The organism is Clostridium felsineum DSM 794, from assembly GCF_002006355.2.
GTDB lineage: Bacteria > Bacillota > Clostridia > Clostridiales > Clostridiaceae > Clostridium_S > Clostridium_S felsineum.
Window position 1 is genome coordinate 2,041,814 of record NZ_CP096980.1, and the last position, 18,615, is coordinate 2,060,428.

An 18,615-nucleotide genomic window follows, 5' to 3' on the forward strand; every position below is an offset into this window, starting at 1 on the left:
TATAATTGGACAAAGATAGCTTAAAGTTGAACTTGAGTTAGCTAGTGTCAATCAAATGTGAAACTAAAGCTATATTTGTACAGATTATAGAAAGCACCAACTATAATTGGACAAAGATAGCTTAAAGTTGAACTTGACTTAACTAGTGTCAATAAGATGTGAAATAAGCTGTACCCATATTTAAATTTAAGGTGGTTAAAACAATGCAAATAAGTATTAAAGATGTAAGCTACATTTATAGTGACGGTTTTAAAGCGCTTAATAACATTAATATAGATATAGAAAAAGGGGAAAGAGTAGCTATTTTAGGGCCTAATGGAGCAGGAAAATCCACCTTGTTTAATATGCTTAATGGAATAATAACTCCATCTTGTGGAATAGTTGAAATAAATGGGCTTAGTACTTTGAATAAGAAAAATTTGAACTTAGTACGTGAAACAGTTGGAATGGTATTTCAAGATTCAGATGACCAACTATTTAATTCAAGTGTAATGCAAGAAATAGCTTATGGTTTGATGAACATGAAACTTCAGGAAAAAGAAATTGAAGAAAGAACAAAGTGGGCGCTTAAAATTGTAGATATGGAAGGTACTGAAAAGAGAAGTCCTCACAACTTGAGTGGAGGGCAAAAAAAGAAAATAGCTCTTGCTAGTGTTTTATCTATGAGACCACAAGTTTTAGTATTGGATGAACCTACAGTATCACTAGACCCAAGGGGAACAATAAAGCTTGTAAAACTTCTTAATGAAATAAATAAAGAAATGGGAATCACAATTATATTTTCCACACATGATATGGATATTGTACCGCTTTTAGCAGACAAAATATATGTATTAGATGAAGGAAGAGTAATTTTAGGTGGAAGTACAAATGAGGTATTCAACAATAAAAATATACTTAGAAATATAAATTTAAGGCTTCCAAGAGCGGCACATCTAAGTGAAATTTTGCAGAAGGATGGCTATCTTGAGTTTGAAAAATTACCGCTTACTCTAGGTGCTGTAAGGGGAGAAATTAAAAATTTTAGGAGGGATTAGATGATTCACGGTGGAGATATTTACACAGAAGGTGTTTTTAAAGGAAAAGAGCTCATAGATTATAGCTCTAATATAAATCCATTAGGTGTTCCTAAAACTTTTTTAAGTAATATAAATGAGGCAGTAAAAAATCTAGAAGTATACCCAGATGTGAGTTATAGGAAAATAAATAAAAGCATAGAAAATTATCTAAAAATAAAAAATATGGGTATAGTACTTGGAAACGGGGCTTCAGAGATAATTGAACTCTCAGTAAGTCTTTTTAAAAGAATTTTAATAGTAGTTCCATCCTATATAGAATACGAAATTAATGCTAGAAGACATAATGTAGATATTATATATTCTTATTTAAATAATGATATGGATATTGATTATGAAGATATAATGTCTAAACTTAAAGATGTAGAGGCCATTATAATAGGAAATCCAAATAACCCTAATGGTGGAATAATAAATAAAGATAAATTTAAATACATATTGAATTTTGCGGAGAAAAATAAGAAGACAATTATTATAGATGAAGCTTTTGTTGAATTTACAGGAAACACGAATTTCAGTTTTACACAGGAAGCAGAACAATATAACTGTTTGTTTATAATAAGAGCTATGACAAAATTTTTTGCAATGCCTGGAATAAGATTTGGATATGGAATAACGAAAAACAAGGAAATCATAAATAAAATAAAGGAAAAACAAAATCCTTGGAATATAAATTGTTTTGCTGAAATAGCAGCAATTAAATGCTTAAGTGATAAAAAATATATTGAAGAATCTCTTTTATGGATTAAGAGTGCAAGGGGAAATTTTATAAATGAGCTTCATGATATAAGTTTTATAGAAAAGGTATTTTATCCACATGCAAATTTTGTACTCATAAAGCTTAAAAAAATAACAGGGGAAACGCTTTATGAACTTTTATTACAAGAGGGCTTTGTAATAAGACGAGCAGAAAATTTTAAGGGACTTGATGATAGCTTTGTCAGATTTGCTATAAAGGATGATAGGTTAAATGAAAGCTTTATAAAAGTTCTTAAGGGTGTGGAAGGTAAAATATGAGAACAGCACTTATAAGTTTAAATAGTTATGGAGACCAAATTGGAGAAAAGTTAAAGAAGGCTATGGCAATTGACATATATTCAAAAAATCATATTGAAAATTTTAAAATAAAGGATCTTACAGGTAGGCTTATGAAGGAATACGATGCTCTGATTTTTGCGGCATCTACAGGAATAGCAGTTAGAGCTATTGCTCCTTTTATAAAAAGTAAAACTGAAGATCCAGCTGTAATTGTAGTGGATGTACTCTCAAAATTTACAATAAGTCTTTTAAGTGGTCATATAGGTGGAGCAAATGCTTTAACCTTAAAAGTATCAACAATATTAGCTTCAACTCCAGTAATAACAACAGCTACAGATAACCTTAAAATAAAAGCTCCAGATATTATTGCAAAAGAGAATGGACTTATAATAGATAATCTAAAAAAAATGAAAGACATATCAGTTCTTTTAGTGGCATCTAAAAAGGTTGCTTTTATAGATGAAGAAAATTTGATTGATATACAAGAAGGCTACACAAGTGATTTAAATGCAGAGGGTAAGGTCTATGTCACAAATAAATTGATGACTTTGAAGAATAATGAACTAAAGCTTATACGAAAAAATATTGTTTTAGGTATAGGATGTAGGAAAAATTATGATGTAGATAATATGCGAAATATAGTTTTAGAAAAATTAAAGGAGTTTTATATAGATAAAAGGGCTGTTAGAATTGTAGCTTCAATAGATGTTAAAGCAGAAGAAAAGGCGATTATTTCTCTAAGTGATTATCTAAATGCTCAATTTGTAACATTTACTAAAGAAGATATAAAAACAGTAGAAGATATGTATGAAGGCAGCGAATTTGTACAAAAAAATGTTGGAGTAAAATCTGTATGTGAACCTTCAGTAAAGCTTTCAGGTGGAGAAATACTTTTCCCTAAGATGAAGATAAATGGTATGACTTTGTGCATAGGAAAATTAGAGGAAAAGTTATGAAAGCACGAGCAAGATATCCAGCGAGTTTTGGAGAATTAGTACAAGGAAGAAATCAGGGAATGGATATACTAATTTCATGTCCTGTTAACTTATTTACTGAAGTAACCTTGTTTGAAAGTAAAGAAAAAAGGCAGCAAAATAATTTTAAAAGTATTAAGTTTTTACATAACATTTTAACTAGATGGGGATTAGAAGAATACATAGATGATTTAGATATTATAGTGAATTCAAATATTCCAAGAGGAAAGGGCTTTGCTAGCAGTACTGCAGATTTGAGTGCTCTATATTATGCGCTTTTGGACTTTTATGGAAGACAATTTAATGAAAAAGAATTGATTGAAGAATGTATAAAAATAGAGCCTACAGATAGTATAATATTTGATAAATTAACTGTATTTGATTATAAAAAAGGTACTTATAAGAGAGCTCTTGGAGAGTATCCTAAGCTTTACATTTTGGCCTTTGAAGGCAGAAAAATAATTGATACTATAAGCTTTAATAAGAGAAAATTGAAAAAAGCTGAAGAAGTTGGAGATTTGATTGATAAGGTAAAGGCTTCTCTTAAGGTAAATAATATAGAAGATATTGCTTTAGCTTCAACTGAAAGTATTATTAGAAATAAAGCTAGACTTAATTATGAAATTTTAGACGAAATTCTTAGGCTTAAGGATAATACTTTTGGGCTTGGAATTTTGGGAGCTCATAGTGGAGACGCTCTTGGAATAATTTATGATAGTAAAAAGGCAAGAGAAAAAGCAATGGAAAAAGTTTTTAATATAAGGGGCTATAAAATATACAAACTTGAAACATTATTAAAACATGAAATGAATTGGGGGATAAGTAATGAATACTATGGAATTAATAAATAAAATTCATGGATTAAATACTGAGGCTATGGACATAATTCAAAAAAGGTTAAATAACTTAACTAAGCCGCTAGGAAGTCTAGGGACTTTAGAGGATATAGTAAAAAGACTTGGAGGTATAACAGGAGATGAATTTCCTTCAGTTAAAAATAAAACAGTTATTATAATGTGTGCTGATAATGGTGTTACAGATGAAAAGGTGAGTTCTTGTCCTAAAAGTGTTACAGCCACAGTTACAGAGAATTTTACAAAGGGCTTTACGGGAATAAATGTGTTTACAAGGCATGTTGGTGCAGATATAAAGGTTATAGATATAGGTGTAGATGCAGACATAGATATAGATGGAGTAATAAATAAAAAGATAAGAAAAGGTACAAGTAATATGGCAAAAGGACCTGCAATGACTAGAGAAGAGGCGTTAAAGGGGCTCACAATAGGAATTGAAACAGTGAAAGAACTTAAGGATAAAGGTGTGAATTTACTTGGAACAGGAGAAATGGGAATAGGAAATACCACAACCAGTAGCGCAGTAGCATCAGTATTAACTGGCTCAGATGTGGAGAAAATGGTTGGTATAGGCTCAGGACTTACAAAAGAAGCCTTTAAAAATAAAATTGAAATTGTAAAAAGGTCCATAGAAATAAATAAACCTGATAAAGACGATCCTATTGATGTTTTAAGAAAAGTTGGTGGCTTTGATATAGCGGGGCTTGCAGGATGCTTTTTAGGAGCAGCAATATATAGACTGCCTATAGTTATTGATGGTTTTATATCAGCAGCTGCGGCACTTTTAGCAGTTAAAATAAATCCTGTGGTTAGAGAGTTTTTAATTCCATCTCACGGGTCAGCAGAACCGGGAAGTACATGGATTATGGAAGAGCTGAAATTAGAGCCAATGTTAAACTTAAAAATGAGATTAGGTGAAGGTACAGGTGCAGCGTTGGCTTTTCAATTAATAGATATGGCGGTTTTTTCTTATGTCGAAATGGGAACCTTTCAAAAAGCTGAGATAGAACCATACAAACCATTAAAATAATATATGGAGTGATTTTTTATGAAAAAAGCAATTTTAGTAATAAGTTTTGGTACAACTTATGAAAATACGAGAAAACTAACAATAGATAAAATAGAAGAAAAAATTAGGAATGAATTTAAAGATTATGAAATTAGAAGAGCATTCACTTCTTACAAAATAATAGAAGTTCTAAAAAAGAGAGATAACATAATTGTAGATACTCCAGATACCGCGCTAGAAAAATTAAAACAAGATGGTTATGAAGAAATAATTATTCAACCTCTTCATATTATACCTGGTTCTGAGTACGAATTTGTGAAAAGAATAGTGGAAAAATATTCGGAGGAATTTAAGAAAATAAAACTTGGCAGACCTGTTTTATATTATAAAGGTATGCCAGAAAATTTCCCGGATGATTATGCTATTATGATAGATTCTATAAAGGATATAATTCCTAAAGAAAAATTAGTAATACTTATGGGACATGGAAGCAATCATAGTTCTAATGCATGTTATTCCTGTCTTCAACTTGTATTAAGAGATAGAGGATTTCATAATGCCTTTATAGCAAATGTAGAAGGCTATCCTAATATTGATGATGTACTAGGATATATTAAAGATTATTCGAGTAAGGAGGTTACTTTGATTCCACTTATGTTAGTAGCGGGAAATCATGCACTTATAGATATGGCAGGAGAAGATGAAGATTCCTTTAAAAATGTACTCATAAAGCATGGTTTTGAAGTAACGCCTTATATGCACGGACTTGGGGAAATTGAAAAGTTTCAACAAATATATATAGAGCATATAAAAGATACTATAAAAGAGAGGTATGAGGGAGAATTAAAGGGGGAAAAGTAAATGGCAAAAATAATGATTCAGGGAACTGCATCTTCTGTAGGAAAGAGTATATTAGTTGCAGCGCTTTGCAGAATTTTTAAGCAGGATGGTTATTCTGTTTGTCCATATAAGTCTCAAAACATGTCCTTAAATTCATATATAACACTTGAAGGTAAAGAAATGGGAAGAGCTCAAGTACTTCAAGCCTATGCGTCTAAACTTGAACCTGAGGTTTATATGAATCCAATACTTTTAAAGCCTACAACAGATAAAAGCTGTCAGGTTATTGTAAAAGGTGAGGTTTATAAAAATTGTAGTGCTAAAGACTACTACAGCATGAAAAAAGAATTTGCCCCTATGCTCAAAAAGGATTTTGAAGAGTTAGAAAATAAATTTGATATAGTTGTAATAGAGGGAGCAGGAAGTCCTGCTGAAATAAATTTAAGAGAAAATGATATTGTAAATATGGGTTTGGCAGAGCTTGTAGATGCACCAGTAATTTTAGCTGGAGATATAGACAAAGGAGGAGTTTTTGCTTCTCTTTTTGGAACAGTAATGCTTTTAGAGGAAAATGAGAAAAAGAGAATAAAAGGGACTATAATAAATAAATTTAGGGGAGACGTGGACATACTAAAACCCGGACTTTCAATGCTTGAAGAAAGAATAAACATTCCTTGCTTAGGAGTTGTACCATATTTTAATTTAAATTTAGAGGATGAGGATGGGGCTGTAGAGTTTAATACAGAAGTCAATTCTAATATAGACATAGCAGTAATTAAGCTGCCTCACATATCTAATTTTACAGATATTGATGCGTTAAAAATAGAAGAAGATGTTTCTTTAAGGTATATAACTTCAAGTGAGAATTTTGGTAATCCTGATTTACTCATCATTCCTGGTAGTAAGAATACTATAGGTGATCTACTATATATAAGAGAAAATGGAATAGAGAAAAAAATAAAAGAGTACGCAGAAAATCATGGATTTATTTTTGGTATATGTGGTGGATATCAAATGCTCGGAGATTTAATTGAAGATCCTTTTAAGATGGAAACTGAGTTTTTAAGTGTGAAAGGTATAGGGCTTCTTAATATAGATACTACTTTCTTAGACAGTAAAGTTACTACAAGAGTTAAAGGAAATGTAATAAATCCTAAAATTCCAGTTTATGGTTATGAAATACACATGGGAGTTTCTAAATTTGGTGAAAAAGTTAAGCCACTTATAGAAATTATTAATAAAAATGGTGAAGAGGTTTTAATAGAAGATGGAGCAATAAATGAAGAAAAGAACGTTATGGGAACGTACATTCATGGAATATTTGATGGGCGTGAATTTAGAGAGTATATTATTAATTCTTTAAGAGAAAAAAAAGGTATTAAGAGAAAAAAATCAGTAGTATATGAGGATATTAGAAATGCTGAAATAGATAAACTTGCAGATATTGTTAGAGATAGCCTTGATATGAATAAAATATATGAAATCATTGGAATTGAGGAAAAAGTATGAAGAGCATAATTGTAGCCTCAAATAGCAGTGGGGGCGGAAAGACTACAGTGACTCTTGGACTTATGCAAGCACTCATAAATAGAGGACTTAAGGTTCAAGGCTTTAAGGTTGGTCCAGATTATATCGATACGGCTTTTCATGAAAGAGTTACTAAGAAACCATCAAGAAATTTAGATTTATTTTTGATGGGGAAAAATGGTGTTAAGGCTTCTTTTTCAAGAGGTGAAGGAGATTATGGTATAGTAGAAGGGGTAATGGGACTTTATGATGGACGTGGTATAACCTCAGAATATTCTACAGCACATTTAAGTAAAGTTTTAAAGCTTCCAGTGGTTTTAGTTCTAACACCTAAGGCGCAGAGTGTAACCTTGTGTGCTGAAATATCAGGTATATTGGCCTTTGATCCAGATGTAAATATAGTAGGAGTTATTTTAAATAATATAACTGAAGGCTACTATAAACTTCTAAAAGCTGCTATTGAAAAAAATCTTAAAGGAAAAATAAAGGTGTTTGGATATCTACCTAAGGAAGAAAAACTTCAGCTTAAAAGCAGACATTTAGGATTGGTACAAAGTGTTGAAGTAGCATCTCTCAATGAAAAACTCCATGAGTGCAGTAGTCTTTTAGAAAAACATGTTGATATAGATGAAATTCTTAAGTGTACTAAGAGTATGCCTACATTCCAAGATGAGTATCATTTGAAAAATAGAAATCTAAAAATAGCTGTGGCAAAGGACGAGGCATTTAATTTTTATTACAAAGAAAATTTGGAACTTTTAAATGAATTAGGTGAGGTAACTTATTTCAGCCCTCTAAGAGATAAAATTCTTCCAAAGGATTTGGACTTTCTTTACATAGGAGGAGGATATCCAGAAGTTTTTAAAGAGGAATTAAGTAAGAATAAAAGTATGTTGTTAAGTATAAAGGAAAGACTTGAAAGTGGACTAAAATGTTATGCCGAGTGTGGGGGCTTAATGTATCTTATGGAAAACATAGAGGAGAGTCCTATGGTAGGCTTTTTTAAGGGAAATGCATACATGACTAAAAGACTTCAAAACTTTGGGTATGCTAAGGTAATTATAGAAAAAGAAAATACAATGCTTCCTCTTGAAGCTCAAATCAATTGTCATGAATTTCATAAATCTTTCGTGGAAACAGAAGAGGAGAAGGTATATTCAGTTATAAAAGATAATTTTTTAGGTGAACAGAAGATTTGGAACTGTGGTTATGTTAAAAAAAACACTTTAGCAGCATATCCACATGTACATTTTTTTCATAATCTAGATTTTTTAAAATATTTGATAAGGTAAAGGTGAAATATGGATTATATAAAGAACCCAAAAAAAATTGAAGAAGAAAGTTTTAGAATAATAGAAAGTGAAATGGGTCAGCATAGCTTTACAGAAAGAGAACTTAAGATAGTAAAAAGAGTTATACATACTACTGCTGATTTTGAATACAAGGACTTACTTTATATAAGAGAAGGGGCTATTGATGCGGCTTTAAGCTTGTTTCAAAAAGGTGGAATTACAATTTATGCAGATACAAATATGATTACAGCAGGAATAAGCAAGAAAGTACTTGAAGCTTTAAATTGTAAGGTAGTTTCCTATGTACGAGATGAAGAAATAGCAAAAATAGCAAAAGAAAAAGGGATAACTAGATCTATGGCAGGCATAGAGAAGGCAGCTAGTGAAGGAGTAGAAATTTTCTTGTTTGGAAATGCTCCTACAGCACTTTATAAGCTTAAAGAACTTATAGAGGAAAGAAAAGCATGTCCTAAATTTGTTGTGGCAGCACCAGTTGGTTTCGTTGGGGCAGCTCAATCTAAAGAGGATTTTGAAAAAATAGATATTCCAATGATTACGGTAAGAGGAAGAAAAGGTGGAAGCACTGTTACTACAGCTATTGTAAATGCACTTTTGTATATGCTTTAATTAAATTTATGAAGGGAAAATTTAAACATGATTGAAATGTATGTGAATTGTGATGGAAAAAAATTAAGATGTGGTTATACTACTGGTTCTTGTGCAGCAGCTGCGGCAAAAGCAGCCACATATATGCTGTATGAAGATAAGAATTTAGACTTTATAAAAATAGATACACCTAAGGGAATAGAACTTAAGCTTCCAATTGAGAATATTAAAAAAGGTGATGGATTTGTAGAGTGTTCTATTGTTAAAGATGGAGGAGATGACCCAGATATAACACATGGCATTGAAATATGGGCAAGAGCGGAAGAAAAAAAGGAAGGCTATGAATTAAAGGGTGGAATTGGAGTAGGCATAGTAAAAAGTGAAGGACTTTACATAAGAAAGGGTGACTATGCAATAAATCCTGTTCCAAGACGTATGATTGAAAAAGAAGTAAAGGAAGTTTTGCCAGAGGGTAAAGGCGTTTTAATAACAATATTTGTTCCAGAGGGTGAAGAAATAGCAAAAAAAACTTTCAATCCAAGACTTAATATAATAGGTGGCATATCAATTTTAGGAACTACTGGTATTGTGGTTCCAATGTCAGAGGAAGCTCTTCGTGAATCTATAAAGCTTGAAATAAACCAAAAGTTTGAAAGTGGAATTAGAGATTTTACATTCTTGTTTGGAAATATGGGAGAGGATAAGGCTAAAGCCATAGGACTTCATTCTGAAAATTTTGTTATAATGTCTAACTATGTGGATTTTGCATTAAATTGCTGCATGGAGAAGGATATAAAGAAGATTTTAATGGTAGGGCATATAGGCAAAATGTGTAAGATAGCAGCAGGATGTTTTAACACTCACAGTAGAGTTTGCGGAATAAGACTTGAGGTTTTAGCCCTTGAACTTGCCTTAATGGGAGCTGATAGAGGCTTCGTTGAAAGAATATATAAGGAGAAAACCACAGAGGGAGCAGTTAAAATAATAGGTGAAGAGTATAAAGACATATATAGAAGGCTTGGAATAAAAATTAAGGAAAAAATAAAAGAATTCACTTATGGTAGGGTAGAGGCAGAGATTGTTTTGTATTCAATGGATAAAGGAACACTGTGGGATTCCAGAGGAGTGATTTAAAGTGAGATATATAAAAGATGAAGAGTTTATACGTGGTGATTGTCCTATGACTAAGGAAGAGGTTAGAATACTTAGTATAGCAAAGCTTGAGATAGGTGATGGTGATACTCTTTTAGATGTGGGAGCGGGAACAGGTTCTATTAGTATACAGATGTGTAAATGTGCAGCTAAGGGAAGAGTTATAGCAATAGAAAAAGAGGATAAGGCACTTAAAGTACTAAAGCAAAATAAAGAAAAGTTTAAAGCGGATAATTTAGAAATTATTGAGAGAGATGCTTCTGAACTTGATTTAAAGGAAAGCTTTAATGGCATTTTTATTGGTGGCAGTAAAGGAAGTATAGATAAAATAATAAAAATATATGCTAAAAAGTTAAAAAAGGATGGAATAATGGTTTTAAATTTTATAACCATAAATAATCTTTATAAAGCACTAGAGACTTTAAAAGAAATAAATTTTGAGACAGAATGTATTGAAGTAGGAGTTAGCAGAATGAAAGGAAAAAGTTATATGATGCTTTCAAATAATCCTATTTTCATAGTAACAGGAAAATTAATGGAGGTATAAAAATGGCTAAGATTTATGGAATAGGAGTTGGACCTGGAGATAGCGAGCTTCTTACGATAAAGGCAGTAAAGACAATTGAAAAGTGTGAAGTTATAGTAGCACCAGTAGCTATGAAGGGAAAAAGAAGTATAGCTCTTAATATTGCAAAAGAATATATTAAAGAGGATGCAGAGGTTCTGTTACTTCATTTTCCAATGGGAGGTATGGAGCAGGATACAAAAATATATGAGGCATTTAAAGCAGTTGAAGAAAAGCTTAGGGAAGGAAAAAATGTGGGCTTTTTAACCATAGGAGATCCCTTTGTATATAGTACTTATATATATTTATTAGAGCATGTAAAAAAAGCTGGATATGATGCAGAAACAATTCCAGGAATAACTTCTTTTTCAGCTTGTGCTAGTCTTGCAGAAGAAGCCTTAGTTATAGGAGATGAGCCTCTTTTAATAATACCTGGTAATAGGCTTAACTGCATAAAAGACGAAAAAAATGTTGTTATAATGAAGGTATATAAAAAAGAAGAAGAAATATTAGATGCACTTGAAGAAAAAGGTTTTACTTACGTATGTGTAAAAAGAGCAGGAAGAGAAGGACAAAAAATTACAAGAGACAGAGAAGAAATAATAAATGAAAAAGAATATATGTCATTAATAATAGCACATAGAAAATAGGAGGGATTTTATGGTTTATTTTATAGGTGCAGGGCCAGGCGATGTTGATTTAATAACAGTAAAGGGAAGAAAAATAATAGAGAAAGCAGATGTCGTTATATATGCAGGTTCTCTTGTAAGTAAAGAACATATGGAATTCTGTAAAGTTGGTGTAGAACTTTATAATTCGGCTCATATGACACTAGAGGAAGTTCTTTCAGTTATTGAAAAGGCAGAAAAGGAGGGAAAAGTAACAGTGCGTCTTCACACAGGAGATCCATCTATATATGGAGCTATAAAAGAGCAAATGGATGAACTCTACAAAAAGAATATAGAGTTTGAAGTTATACCAGGAGTTAGTTCTTTTACAGCAGCAGCTTCAGCTATAAAAAGAGAGTTCACCCTTCCAGGTGTAAGTCAAACTGTTATTTTAACTAGAATTGAAGGAAGAACACCCGTACCAGAAAATGAAGATATAGAAAAATTGGCAGCACTTGGAGCGTCTATGGCAATATTTTTGTCTGTGGGAATGATAAATAAGGTTGTAGAAAAGCTTAAAAGGGGTTATAAAAGAAATGTACCAGTAGCAGTAGTTGAAAGGGCCTCTTGGGAAGATGAGAGAATTGTAATGGGAACGCTAGAAGATATAGGAGATAAGGTTAAAAAAATGGGTATAACAAAATGTGCTCAAATACTTGTAGGAGACTTTATAGATTCAAGCTATTCAAAAAGTCTTCTTTATGATAAAAACTTTACTCATATGTTTAGAGAAGGAAAGAAAAAATGATAGCATTAATTCTAGGAACCTCTGAGGGGAAAAGCTTACTAAAAGAACTTAATTTATTTACCTCAGATATTTTAGTGTCTACTACAACTAATTATGGTGGAGAGCTTTTAAAGGATTATAAATATAAAACGTTAAATACAAAGCCACTTTTAAAGGATGAACTTAAAGAAGTGTTAATGGAAAATAATATATCAATTTTAATAGATGCTTCTCATCCTTATGCATCTAAAATATCTGATAATTGCATAAGTCTTGCAAAAGAACTTAAACTTAAGTATTTAAGATATGAAAGACCATCAGTTTGCGAAAAGTATAGAAATAATGAAAAAGTTATTTTTGTTAAGGATTATGAAGAACTGATAGATAAAATAAAAGTTATAGGAAATTTAAATAAAAGAGAAGCAGCCATTTTAAATACTACAGGCAGTAATAATGTAGAAAAATTTATAAAGTCAGATATAAAGAGTAGAGTTATTCATAGAGTACTACCTTCCCTTAAGGTTTTAGAAAAGTTATTTTTACTTGGAGTTAAGGTAGAGGATATAATTGCAATAAAAGGACCTATCGGTTTCGAGTTAAATAAAGGTTTTATAGAGCAGTATAGAGCAGATGCAATTGTGCTTAAAGATAGTGGAACACTCGGAGGAACGGAAGAAAAAATAAAGGCTGCCTTGGATAAGGATATATATAGTTTTATAATTGAAAGAGAAAAAAAGGATTATAAAAATCTGTTTTTTAGTATAGAAGCCTTAGTTAATTATATAAAAATCAATAAACTTTATTAGGAGGCTATGTTTTGGGTAAATTATATGTAGTTGGAATAGGACCAGGTGGACTTAATGATATGACATTAAAAGCTAAAAAAGCTATAGAGGAAAGTGAAATTATAGTAGGTTATACAAAATATATTAGTATGATTGAGGAATTGATTTTAGGAAAAGAAGTATTTCAAACTGGTATGAAGCAGGAAGTAGATAGATGCAAAAAGGCATTAGAACTATCACAAAATAAAGTAGTTTCAATAATAAGCACAGGTGATGCTGGGATATATGGAATGGCAGGACTTATTCTTGAAATGAAAAAGGACGAAATAGTTGAAGTTATTCCAGGAGTTACATCTTCAATAGCAGCAGCGGCATGTTTAGGCTCACCTCTAATGCATGATAACTGTTTAATAAGTTTAAGCGATTTAATGACTCCTTATGATTTGATAAAAAAGAGAGTTTTACTTGCAGCAGAAGGTGATTTTGTAATTTCTTTTTATAATCCTAGAAGTAAGGGCAGACCTAATTATTTAAGAGAGTGTATTGATATTATAAGGGAATATAGAGAAGATACAACTCCTGTAGGTATAGTTAAAAATGCTATGAGACAGGGAGAAGAAGTAAGTATAACTACCCTTCAAAATTTTGATGAAACAAAGGTAGATATGATGTCCATGGTTATAATCGGAAATAGTAATACCTTTATCAAAGGAAATATGATGATAACTCCAAGAGGATACAAACTTTAATTTTAGGAGGGTAAAATGGAAAAGCTTATTTTGGTAACTGGTGGGGCTAGGAGCGGAAAAAGTTCTTATGCAGAAAAATTAGCATTGAATGTAGGGGGAGATATATTATATGTAGCAACCTCAACACCTTTTGATGCAGAAATGAAGGAAAGGGTAAAAAAGCACAGACAGAGGAGACCATCAAATTGGAGTACCTTAGAAGGCTATAAGGATTTTGATTTAAAGCTTTTAGATGAGGCAAGAGAGAAAAATGGGGTGCTTTTAGACTGCATAACTAATATGGTGTCAAATTTAATCTTTGAAAAGCTTAAGGATGAGAACAATATAAACACAAAGGACGCCGACAAAGTACAAAAATATGTGGAAGAAGAAATAAAAAAATTAATAAAAACAATAGAAAAATTAAAGGTACCAGTTATTTTAGTTACTAATGAAGTTGGAATGTCATTAGTTCCAGAATACCCATTAGGTAGATTGTTTAGAGATGTAGCAGGTTTTGTAAATCAAATACTTGCAAAAAAAGCAGATGAAGTTTATTTTTGCGTTTCAGGAATACCTATGAAAATTAAATAATATTGGAGATGGTGAGATGGTATTTTTCAGAAGACTTATTTTAATGCTTCAATTTTTGACCAGAATACCAATTAAATATGAAAGTGATATTACAACAGAGGATTTTGGAAAAGCTCTTGCGTTAGTTCCTATAGTAGGTCTTGTACTTGGAGGCATAATGGGAATAACTTATATGCTTTTGATTCATATATTTTCTTACAAGATTTCAGCGGTTATAATTTTAGTGGAGTACATATTTTTAACAGGAGGAATTCATTTAGATGGTTTAGGGGATACCTTTGATGGATTATTTTCATATAGATCTAAAGAAAGAATTCTTGAAATAATGAGAGATAGTAGAGTAGGAACAAATGCTGTACTTGCAGTTATAGCAGTTATGCTTCTAAATTATACTATTTTAACTGAAATTGATAAGCACTACATGCTCAAGGTTATTATTCTTTTTCCAGTAGCAGGAAGGCTTGGTTCTATAGTAGGTGCAAGTTTATCTACATATGCTAGAAAGGGAGAGGGAATGGGAAAATCCTTTATAGATTGCTGTACAATTAAAGAACTTATTGTAGGAATGATTTTATATGTCGCAATATTTTTATTAGTTGGATTAAGTAGAGGTTATATTATAATGATTTTCCCTATAATAACAGCAGTATTGCTTATAAAATATTTTACAAGAAAAATAGATGGTGCAACAGGAGACGTTCTTGGTGCAGTTTGTGAGTTGAATCAAACTTTTTATTTACTGGCGGTATATGCAGTTTTAAATTTTAGAGGGTGATGTTGTATGCTTAAAATAACATTAGTAAGGCATGGTGAAACAGACGGTAATAAAGAGAAAAAATATTTAGGCTGGACAGATATTGAGTTAAATGAAAAAGGTATTCTTCAAGCTAAAATAGTAAGGGATAAATTAAGTGAAGAAAAATTTGATTTAATAATATCAAGTCCACTTAAAAGAGCAAAAGCGACAGCTGAAATAATAGGAAATACAAATATAATTTATGAAGATAATTTAAAGGAAATAAATTTTGGATTGTTTGATAATCTTTCTTATAAAGAAATAAGAGCACAATATCCGGAGGAATGTGAAAAATGGATTAATAACAATGATTTTACTTTCCCCCATGGAGAGAGCTTTTCAAGAATGTATACAAGAGTGCAAAACTTTGTAGATAAGATAAAAACTAAGGAAGGGTCTATTTTAGTTGTTACACATAGTGGTATAATAAGAAGTATTATAGCTTATTTACTTAATATGGAAGAAGAGAAAGCGTGGCATTTTTCTATTGATAATTGTGGTATAACAGTAATAGACATTACGAAGGGTTATGCTGTTCTCAGAGCATTAAATAAATAAATTTTGAAAGGGGATAATATATGAAAATAGCCAATGGAGTAGAAATGCTTGAGATAAAAGGAGATGTTATGGGGAATCCGTCTGTTGTTCATCTAACACTTATTTATGATAAAGATAATGTGATTTTGGTTGATACAGGTTTTCCAGGACAACTGCCAGGTATTCGTAAAGCTGTAGAAGAAGCAGGGATTGATTTTGAAAAAATAAATAAAATTATTTTGACTCATCATGATATTGACCATATTGGAAATCTTGCAAACATTTTAAAAGATTCAAAGGAAAAAATAGAAGTATTTGCTCATGAGGAAGAAATAGAATATATAAATGGAGAAAAAACACCACTTAAGCTATTAAATCAGGAAAGGCAAGCTAAAGTTTCACAGGAAGCTAAGGTTATGTTTGAAAAGTTTAAAGCTGGTTTTGAGGGATGTATAGCAAATGTAGACAAGAGCTTAAAAGATGGTCAGAGGCTTCCGTTTTGTGGTGGAATTACAGTAATTCATACTCCAGGACATACATTAGGACATATTTGCCTTTATCTTGAGGCAAGTAAAACTATTATAGCTGGAGATGCTCTAGGGGTTGAGAAGGGTGAACTTAGTTTATTACCTTCATTCCTTAATTTTGATTCAGATCTTAGTAAAAAGTCTTTAAAGAAGCTTACAGATTATGATATGAAGACTGCTATATGTTATCATGGTGGATTAGTACGTAATAATATAAATGAAAATATTAAGAATTTAGCAGAAAAATAAATTAAATAAGGATAATTTTTATAGACATACTTACTTAGTATGTCTATATTTTTTTGCATTATAAGGGAAAATGGTAAAGTATGATAACTATACATTAAAAACATATTTTCCTAATAAATAAAATAAATAAAAAATATGTAATATGTCGAAAAATATGGTATAATACTATACATAAATAAAGTATATATTTTGTAATTTGCCTAAATTTATGAATTTACAGTTGATCTAAAAGAAATATATGCAGAAAAGACAAAAGGTGGGGGAAAAATGTGGATTTTTAAAGATATGAAAATTTTTAAAAAGTTAATTTTAGCATTTATATTAGTTTCAATACTTACTACAATTACAGGAGTAATTGGATTGACTTATTTAAGCATTGTAGAGGACAATTTGGACAGTATATACAAAATGAATCTTAATGGAACAAATGAACTTACAGAGTTAAAAGCCAATCTTATGGTCACAAGGCTTGATATGGTTAACCTAAAAGATAAAAATAATAAGAATAATATGGATGACTTAATTAAAGAAATTAATAATTTAAAAGAAAAAAATAATGAAATTATCAATAAGTGCAGTAATGCAATTGTAAAAGAAAAAGATAATGGAATATTTAATAGTGTAAATATTGAATTTGGAAAATACTCAAATGAAAAAAATCAATTTATCGATGCTGTAAAACAAGAGGATTATGATAAAGCATATATATACTTTAATAAAGCATCAAACTCTACAAATATTATTCTTAAAGATATAAATAGAGAAATTGACTACAATACTAAGCTTGCTAAAGTTAATTATGATAGTAGTAAAATAGAGTATAGAAATGCTATTATTATTTCAAGAATTGTAATTATTATAAGTGTAATTACTTCGGTTATATTGGGATTAATTATGGCAAAGCATATAAATACTCCTTTGAAAAAAATAAAAGACCTAGCAGATAGATTAGCTGAATTTGATTTTTCAACATCTATTGAATTAACAAGAGGTGATGAATTTGGTAAAGTAGGCAAATCCCTTAACAAGGCTCAAAGAAATGTCAGTGATTTAATTAAGGTTATTATGAGTGATTCTGATAAGATGAGTACTGCTAGTGAAGAACTTTCGGCTATATCAGAAGAGTTATCCTCAAAATCCAATGATATAGATGCCTCTGTAAATACTATAGTATCAGGCATACAATGTAGTAGTGCTTCATCAGAAGAGGTTGGTGCATCAATTGAAGAAATGAATACAAATATAAATGAATTAGCAGAAAAAGCTATGAATGGAAGTAATAATTCTAACAATTCAAAAAATAAAGCGAATAAAGTTAGTAAATATGTAGAGGAAGCCATAATTGGAAGCAGAGAATTATACATGGAAAAAGAGGAAAAGATACTGGAGGCAATTGAAAAAGGAAAGGTAGTAGAAGATATAAAAATAATGGCCGATACTATTGCAAGTATAGCAGAACAAACAAATTTGTTAGCACTTAATGCAGCGATAGAGGCTGCTAGGGCAGGTGAAGCAGGAAAAGGGTTTTCAGTAGTAGCAGAAGAAGTTAAAGAACTTGCGGAGCAGTCATCAGAGTCGGTAGCGGGGATTAATGATACTATACTTAAGGTTCAAGAGGCTTTTAATAATATTTCACTAAATAGTAATGAAATATTAAAATTTATGAAGGAAAATCTAAGTAAGCAGTTTGACGTTTTTCAAGATATGAGAAAAAGCTATTATGGTGATGCTAACTTTATAAGTAATATGTCAGAAGAAATAGCAGCTATGACAGAGCAACTTGCAGGAGCAGTAGGACAGGTGAGCGATGCCTCAGAGAATATGGTAGAAACTCAAAAGAAATCCTATGAATATGCAGCAGAAATAAAGTCTAGTATTGGTGGAGTGGCAGAAGCTACAGAACAGGTTGCATTAACAGCACAGAATCAAGCTGAACTTGCTCAAAAACTTAATGAGGTAGTATTTAAGTTTAAAATATCCTAATACATATTTTAATAAGTAATAATATAGACATACTGAGTAAAGTGTGTCTATATTTTTTTTATAAAAATTACTACATTATATTATGAAA

At 31.0% G+C, this 18,615-nt stretch carries 20 protein-coding genes; all 20 read left to right on the top strand.

Features of this window, described 5'->3' with window-relative positions:
* Nucleotides 1-203: 203 nt before the first annotated feature.
* The 20 genes from CLFE_RS09615 (at nt 204) to CLFE_RS09710 (ending at nt 18,527) form a co-directional block, all read left to right on the top strand.
* Nucleotides 204-1,037 carry an energy-coupling factor ABC transporter ATP-binding protein gene (locus CLFE_RS09615; protein ID WP_077894956.1) on the top strand — a complete coding sequence of 278 codons (834 nt, stop codon included), beginning with the start codon at nt 204-206 and terminating at the stop codon, nt 1,035-1,037.
* A complete protein-coding gene (locus tag CLFE_RS09620) occupies nt 1,038-2,093 on the top strand; it encodes a pyridoxal phosphate-dependent aminotransferase (RefSeq protein WP_077894957.1) in 1,056 nt (351 codons plus the stop codon).
* Complete coding sequence (gene cbiG, locus CLFE_RS09625; protein WP_077894958.1) at nt 2,090-3,070, top strand: cobalt-precorrin 5A hydrolase; 981 nt, start codon at nt 2,090-2,092, stop codon at nt 3,068-3,070. The genes CLFE_RS09620 and cbiG overlap by 4 nt, the downstream gene beginning before the upstream one ends.
* Nucleotides 3,067-3,939, top strand: coding sequence for a GHMP family kinase ATP-binding protein (locus CLFE_RS09630; RefSeq protein ID WP_077894959.1), 873 nt, complete (start codon nt 3,067-3,069; stop codon nt 3,937-3,939). The genes cbiG and CLFE_RS09630 overlap by 4 nt, the downstream gene beginning before the upstream one ends.
* Nucleotides 3,914-4,972 (top strand): nicotinate-nucleotide--dimethylbenzimidazole phosphoribosyltransferase, encoded by a 1,059-nt coding sequence (gene cobT, locus CLFE_RS09635; RefSeq protein ID WP_077894960.1) that lies wholly within the window; start codon nt 3,914-3,916, stop codon nt 4,970-4,972. The genes CLFE_RS09630 and cobT overlap by 26 nt, the downstream gene beginning before the upstream one ends.
* A gap of 18 nt (nt 4,973-4,990) precedes the next feature.
* Nucleotides 4,991-5,812, top strand: coding sequence for a sirohydrochlorin cobaltochelatase (locus CLFE_RS09640; protein ID WP_077894961.1), 822 nt, complete (start codon nt 4,991-4,993; stop codon nt 5,810-5,812).
* Entirely contained in the window at nt 5,813-7,300 is a 1,488-nt protein-coding gene (locus CLFE_RS09645; protein WP_077894962.1) for a cobyric acid synthase, read from the top strand.
* Nucleotides 7,297-8,610 (top strand): cobyrinic acid a,c-diamide synthase CobB, encoded by a 1,314-nt coding sequence (locus CLFE_RS09650; RefSeq protein WP_077894963.1) that lies wholly within the window; start codon nt 7,297-7,299, stop codon nt 8,608-8,610. The genes CLFE_RS09645 and CLFE_RS09650 overlap by 4 nt, the downstream gene beginning before the upstream one ends.
* A 9-nt stretch (nt 8,611-8,619) precedes the next feature.
* A complete protein-coding gene (locus CLFE_RS09655) occupies nt 8,620-9,237 on the top strand; it encodes a precorrin-8X methylmutase (RefSeq protein ID WP_077894964.1) in 618 nt (205 codons plus the stop codon).
* Nucleotides 9,238-9,264: 27 nt separating this feature from the next.
* A complete protein-coding gene (gene cbiD, locus CLFE_RS09660; RefSeq protein WP_077894965.1) occupies nt 9,265-10,350 on the top strand; it encodes a cobalt-precorrin-5B (C(1))-methyltransferase CbiD in 1,086 nt (361 codons plus the stop codon).
* Between the two features lies 1 nt (nt 10,351).
* On the top strand, nt 10,352-10,915 hold the full coding sequence (gene cbiT / locus CLFE_RS09665; RefSeq protein WP_077894966.1) for a precorrin-6Y C5,15-methyltransferase (decarboxylating) subunit CbiT: 564 nt from the start codon (nt 10,352-10,354) through the stop codon (nt 10,913-10,915).
* A 2-nt stretch (nt 10,916-10,917) separates the two neighbouring features.
* On the top strand, nt 10,918-11,583 hold the full coding sequence (locus tag CLFE_RS09670; protein WP_077894967.1) for a cobalt-factor II C(20)-methyltransferase: 666 nt from the start codon (nt 10,918-10,920) through the stop codon (nt 11,581-11,583).
* A 10-nt stretch (nt 11,584-11,593) separates the two neighbouring features.
* Entirely contained in the window at nt 11,594-12,349 is a 756-nt protein-coding gene (cobM, locus tag CLFE_RS09675; RefSeq protein ID WP_077894968.1) for a precorrin-4 C(11)-methyltransferase, read from the top strand.
* On the top strand, nt 12,346-13,134 hold the full coding sequence (locus CLFE_RS09680; RefSeq protein WP_077894969.1) for a cobalt-precorrin-6A reductase: 789 nt from the start codon (nt 12,346-12,348) through the stop codon (nt 13,132-13,134). Before cobM ends, CLFE_RS09680 begins: the two co-directional genes overlap by 4 nt.
* A gap of 11 nt (nt 13,135-13,145) precedes the next feature.
* Nucleotides 13,146-13,862: a precorrin-3B C(17)-methyltransferase gene (gene cobJ, locus CLFE_RS09685; protein WP_077894970.1), complete on the top strand. Its 717-nt coding sequence runs from the start codon at nt 13,146-13,148 to the stop codon at nt 13,860-13,862.
* A 15-nt stretch (nt 13,863-13,877) separates the two neighbouring features.
* Nucleotides 13,878-14,435, top strand: coding sequence for a bifunctional adenosylcobinamide kinase/adenosylcobinamide-phosphate guanylyltransferase (cobU, locus tag CLFE_RS09690; RefSeq protein WP_077894971.1), 558 nt, complete (start codon nt 13,878-13,880; stop codon nt 14,433-14,435).
* Between the two features lie 16 nt (nt 14,436-14,451).
* Nucleotides 14,452-15,210, top strand: coding sequence for an adenosylcobinamide-GDP ribazoletransferase (gene cobS, locus CLFE_RS09695; protein WP_077894972.1), 759 nt, complete (start codon nt 14,452-14,454; stop codon nt 15,208-15,210).
* Nucleotides 15,211-15,216: 6 nt separating this feature from the next.
* On the top strand, nt 15,217-15,789 hold the full coding sequence (gene cobC / locus CLFE_RS09700; RefSeq protein WP_077894973.1) for an alpha-ribazole phosphatase: 573 nt from the start codon (nt 15,217-15,219) through the stop codon (nt 15,787-15,789).
* 20 nt (nt 15,790-15,809) lie between these two features.
* Entirely contained in the window at nt 15,810-16,544 is a 735-nt protein-coding gene (locus CLFE_RS09705; protein ID WP_077894974.1) for an MBL fold metallo-hydrolase, read from the top strand.
* Between the two features lie 267 nt (nt 16,545-16,811).
* Nucleotides 16,812-18,527, top strand: a complete 1,716-nt coding sequence (locus CLFE_RS09710) for a methyl-accepting chemotaxis protein (RefSeq protein ID WP_077894975.1) — start codon at nt 16,812-16,814, stop codon at nt 18,525-18,527.
* The last annotated feature ends 88 nt before the right edge of the window (nt 18,528-18,615 follow it).

What these genes read in the sequence shown, in the direction of transcription:
- CLFE_RS09615 (WP_077894956.1), top strand. Translation starts at nt 204, where the DNA reads ATGCAAATAAGTATTAAAGATGTAAGCTACATTTATAGTGACGGTTTT.
- CLFE_RS09620 (WP_077894957.1), top strand. Translation starts at nt 1,038, where the DNA reads ATGATTCACGGTGGAGATATTTACACAGAAGGTGTTTTTAAAGGAAAA.
- cbiG (WP_077894958.1), top strand. Translation starts at nt 2,090, where the DNA reads ATGAGAACAGCACTTATAAGTTTAAATAGTTATGGAGACCAAATTGGA.
- CLFE_RS09630 (WP_077894959.1), top strand. Translation starts at nt 3,067, where the DNA reads ATGAAAGCACGAGCAAGATATCCAGCGAGTTTTGGAGAATTAGTACAA.
- cobT (WP_077894960.1), top strand. Translation starts at nt 3,914, where the DNA reads ATGAATACTATGGAATTAATAAATAAAATTCATGGATTAAATACTGAG.
- CLFE_RS09640 (WP_077894961.1), top strand. Translation starts at nt 4,991, where the DNA reads ATGAAAAAAGCAATTTTAGTAATAAGTTTTGGTACAACTTATGAAAAT.
- CLFE_RS09645 (WP_077894962.1), top strand. Translation starts at nt 5,813, where the DNA reads ATGGCAAAAATAATGATTCAGGGAACTGCATCTTCTGTAGGAAAGAGT.
- CLFE_RS09650 (WP_077894963.1), top strand. Translation starts at nt 7,297, where the DNA reads ATGAAGAGCATAATTGTAGCCTCAAATAGCAGTGGGGGCGGAAAGACT.
- CLFE_RS09655 (WP_077894964.1), top strand. Translation starts at nt 8,620, where the DNA reads ATGGATTATATAAAGAACCCAAAAAAAATTGAAGAAGAAAGTTTTAGA.
- cbiD (WP_077894965.1), top strand. Translation starts at nt 9,265, where the DNA reads ATGATTGAAATGTATGTGAATTGTGATGGAAAAAAATTAAGATGTGGT.
- CLFE_RS09670 (WP_077894967.1), top strand. Translation starts at nt 10,918, where the DNA reads ATGGCTAAGATTTATGGAATAGGAGTTGGACCTGGAGATAGCGAGCTT.
- cobM (WP_077894968.1), top strand. Translation starts at nt 11,594, where the DNA reads ATGGTTTATTTTATAGGTGCAGGGCCAGGCGATGTTGATTTAATAACA.
- CLFE_RS09680 (WP_077894969.1), top strand. Translation starts at nt 12,346, where the DNA reads ATGATAGCATTAATTCTAGGAACCTCTGAGGGGAAAAGCTTACTAAAA.
- cobU (WP_077894971.1), top strand. Translation starts at nt 13,878, where the DNA reads ATGGAAAAGCTTATTTTGGTAACTGGTGGGGCTAGGAGCGGAAAAAGT.
- cobS (WP_077894972.1), top strand. Translation starts at nt 14,452, where the DNA reads ATGGTATTTTTCAGAAGACTTATTTTAATGCTTCAATTTTTGACCAGA.
- cobC (WP_077894973.1), top strand. Translation starts at nt 15,217, where the DNA reads ATGCTTAAAATAACATTAGTAAGGCATGGTGAAACAGACGGTAATAAA.
- CLFE_RS09705 (WP_077894974.1), top strand. Translation starts at nt 15,810, where the DNA reads ATGAAAATAGCCAATGGAGTAGAAATGCTTGAGATAAAAGGAGATGTT.
- CLFE_RS09710 (WP_077894975.1), top strand. Translation starts at nt 16,812, where the DNA reads ATGTGGATTTTTAAAGATATGAAAATTTTTAAAAAGTTAATTTTAGCA.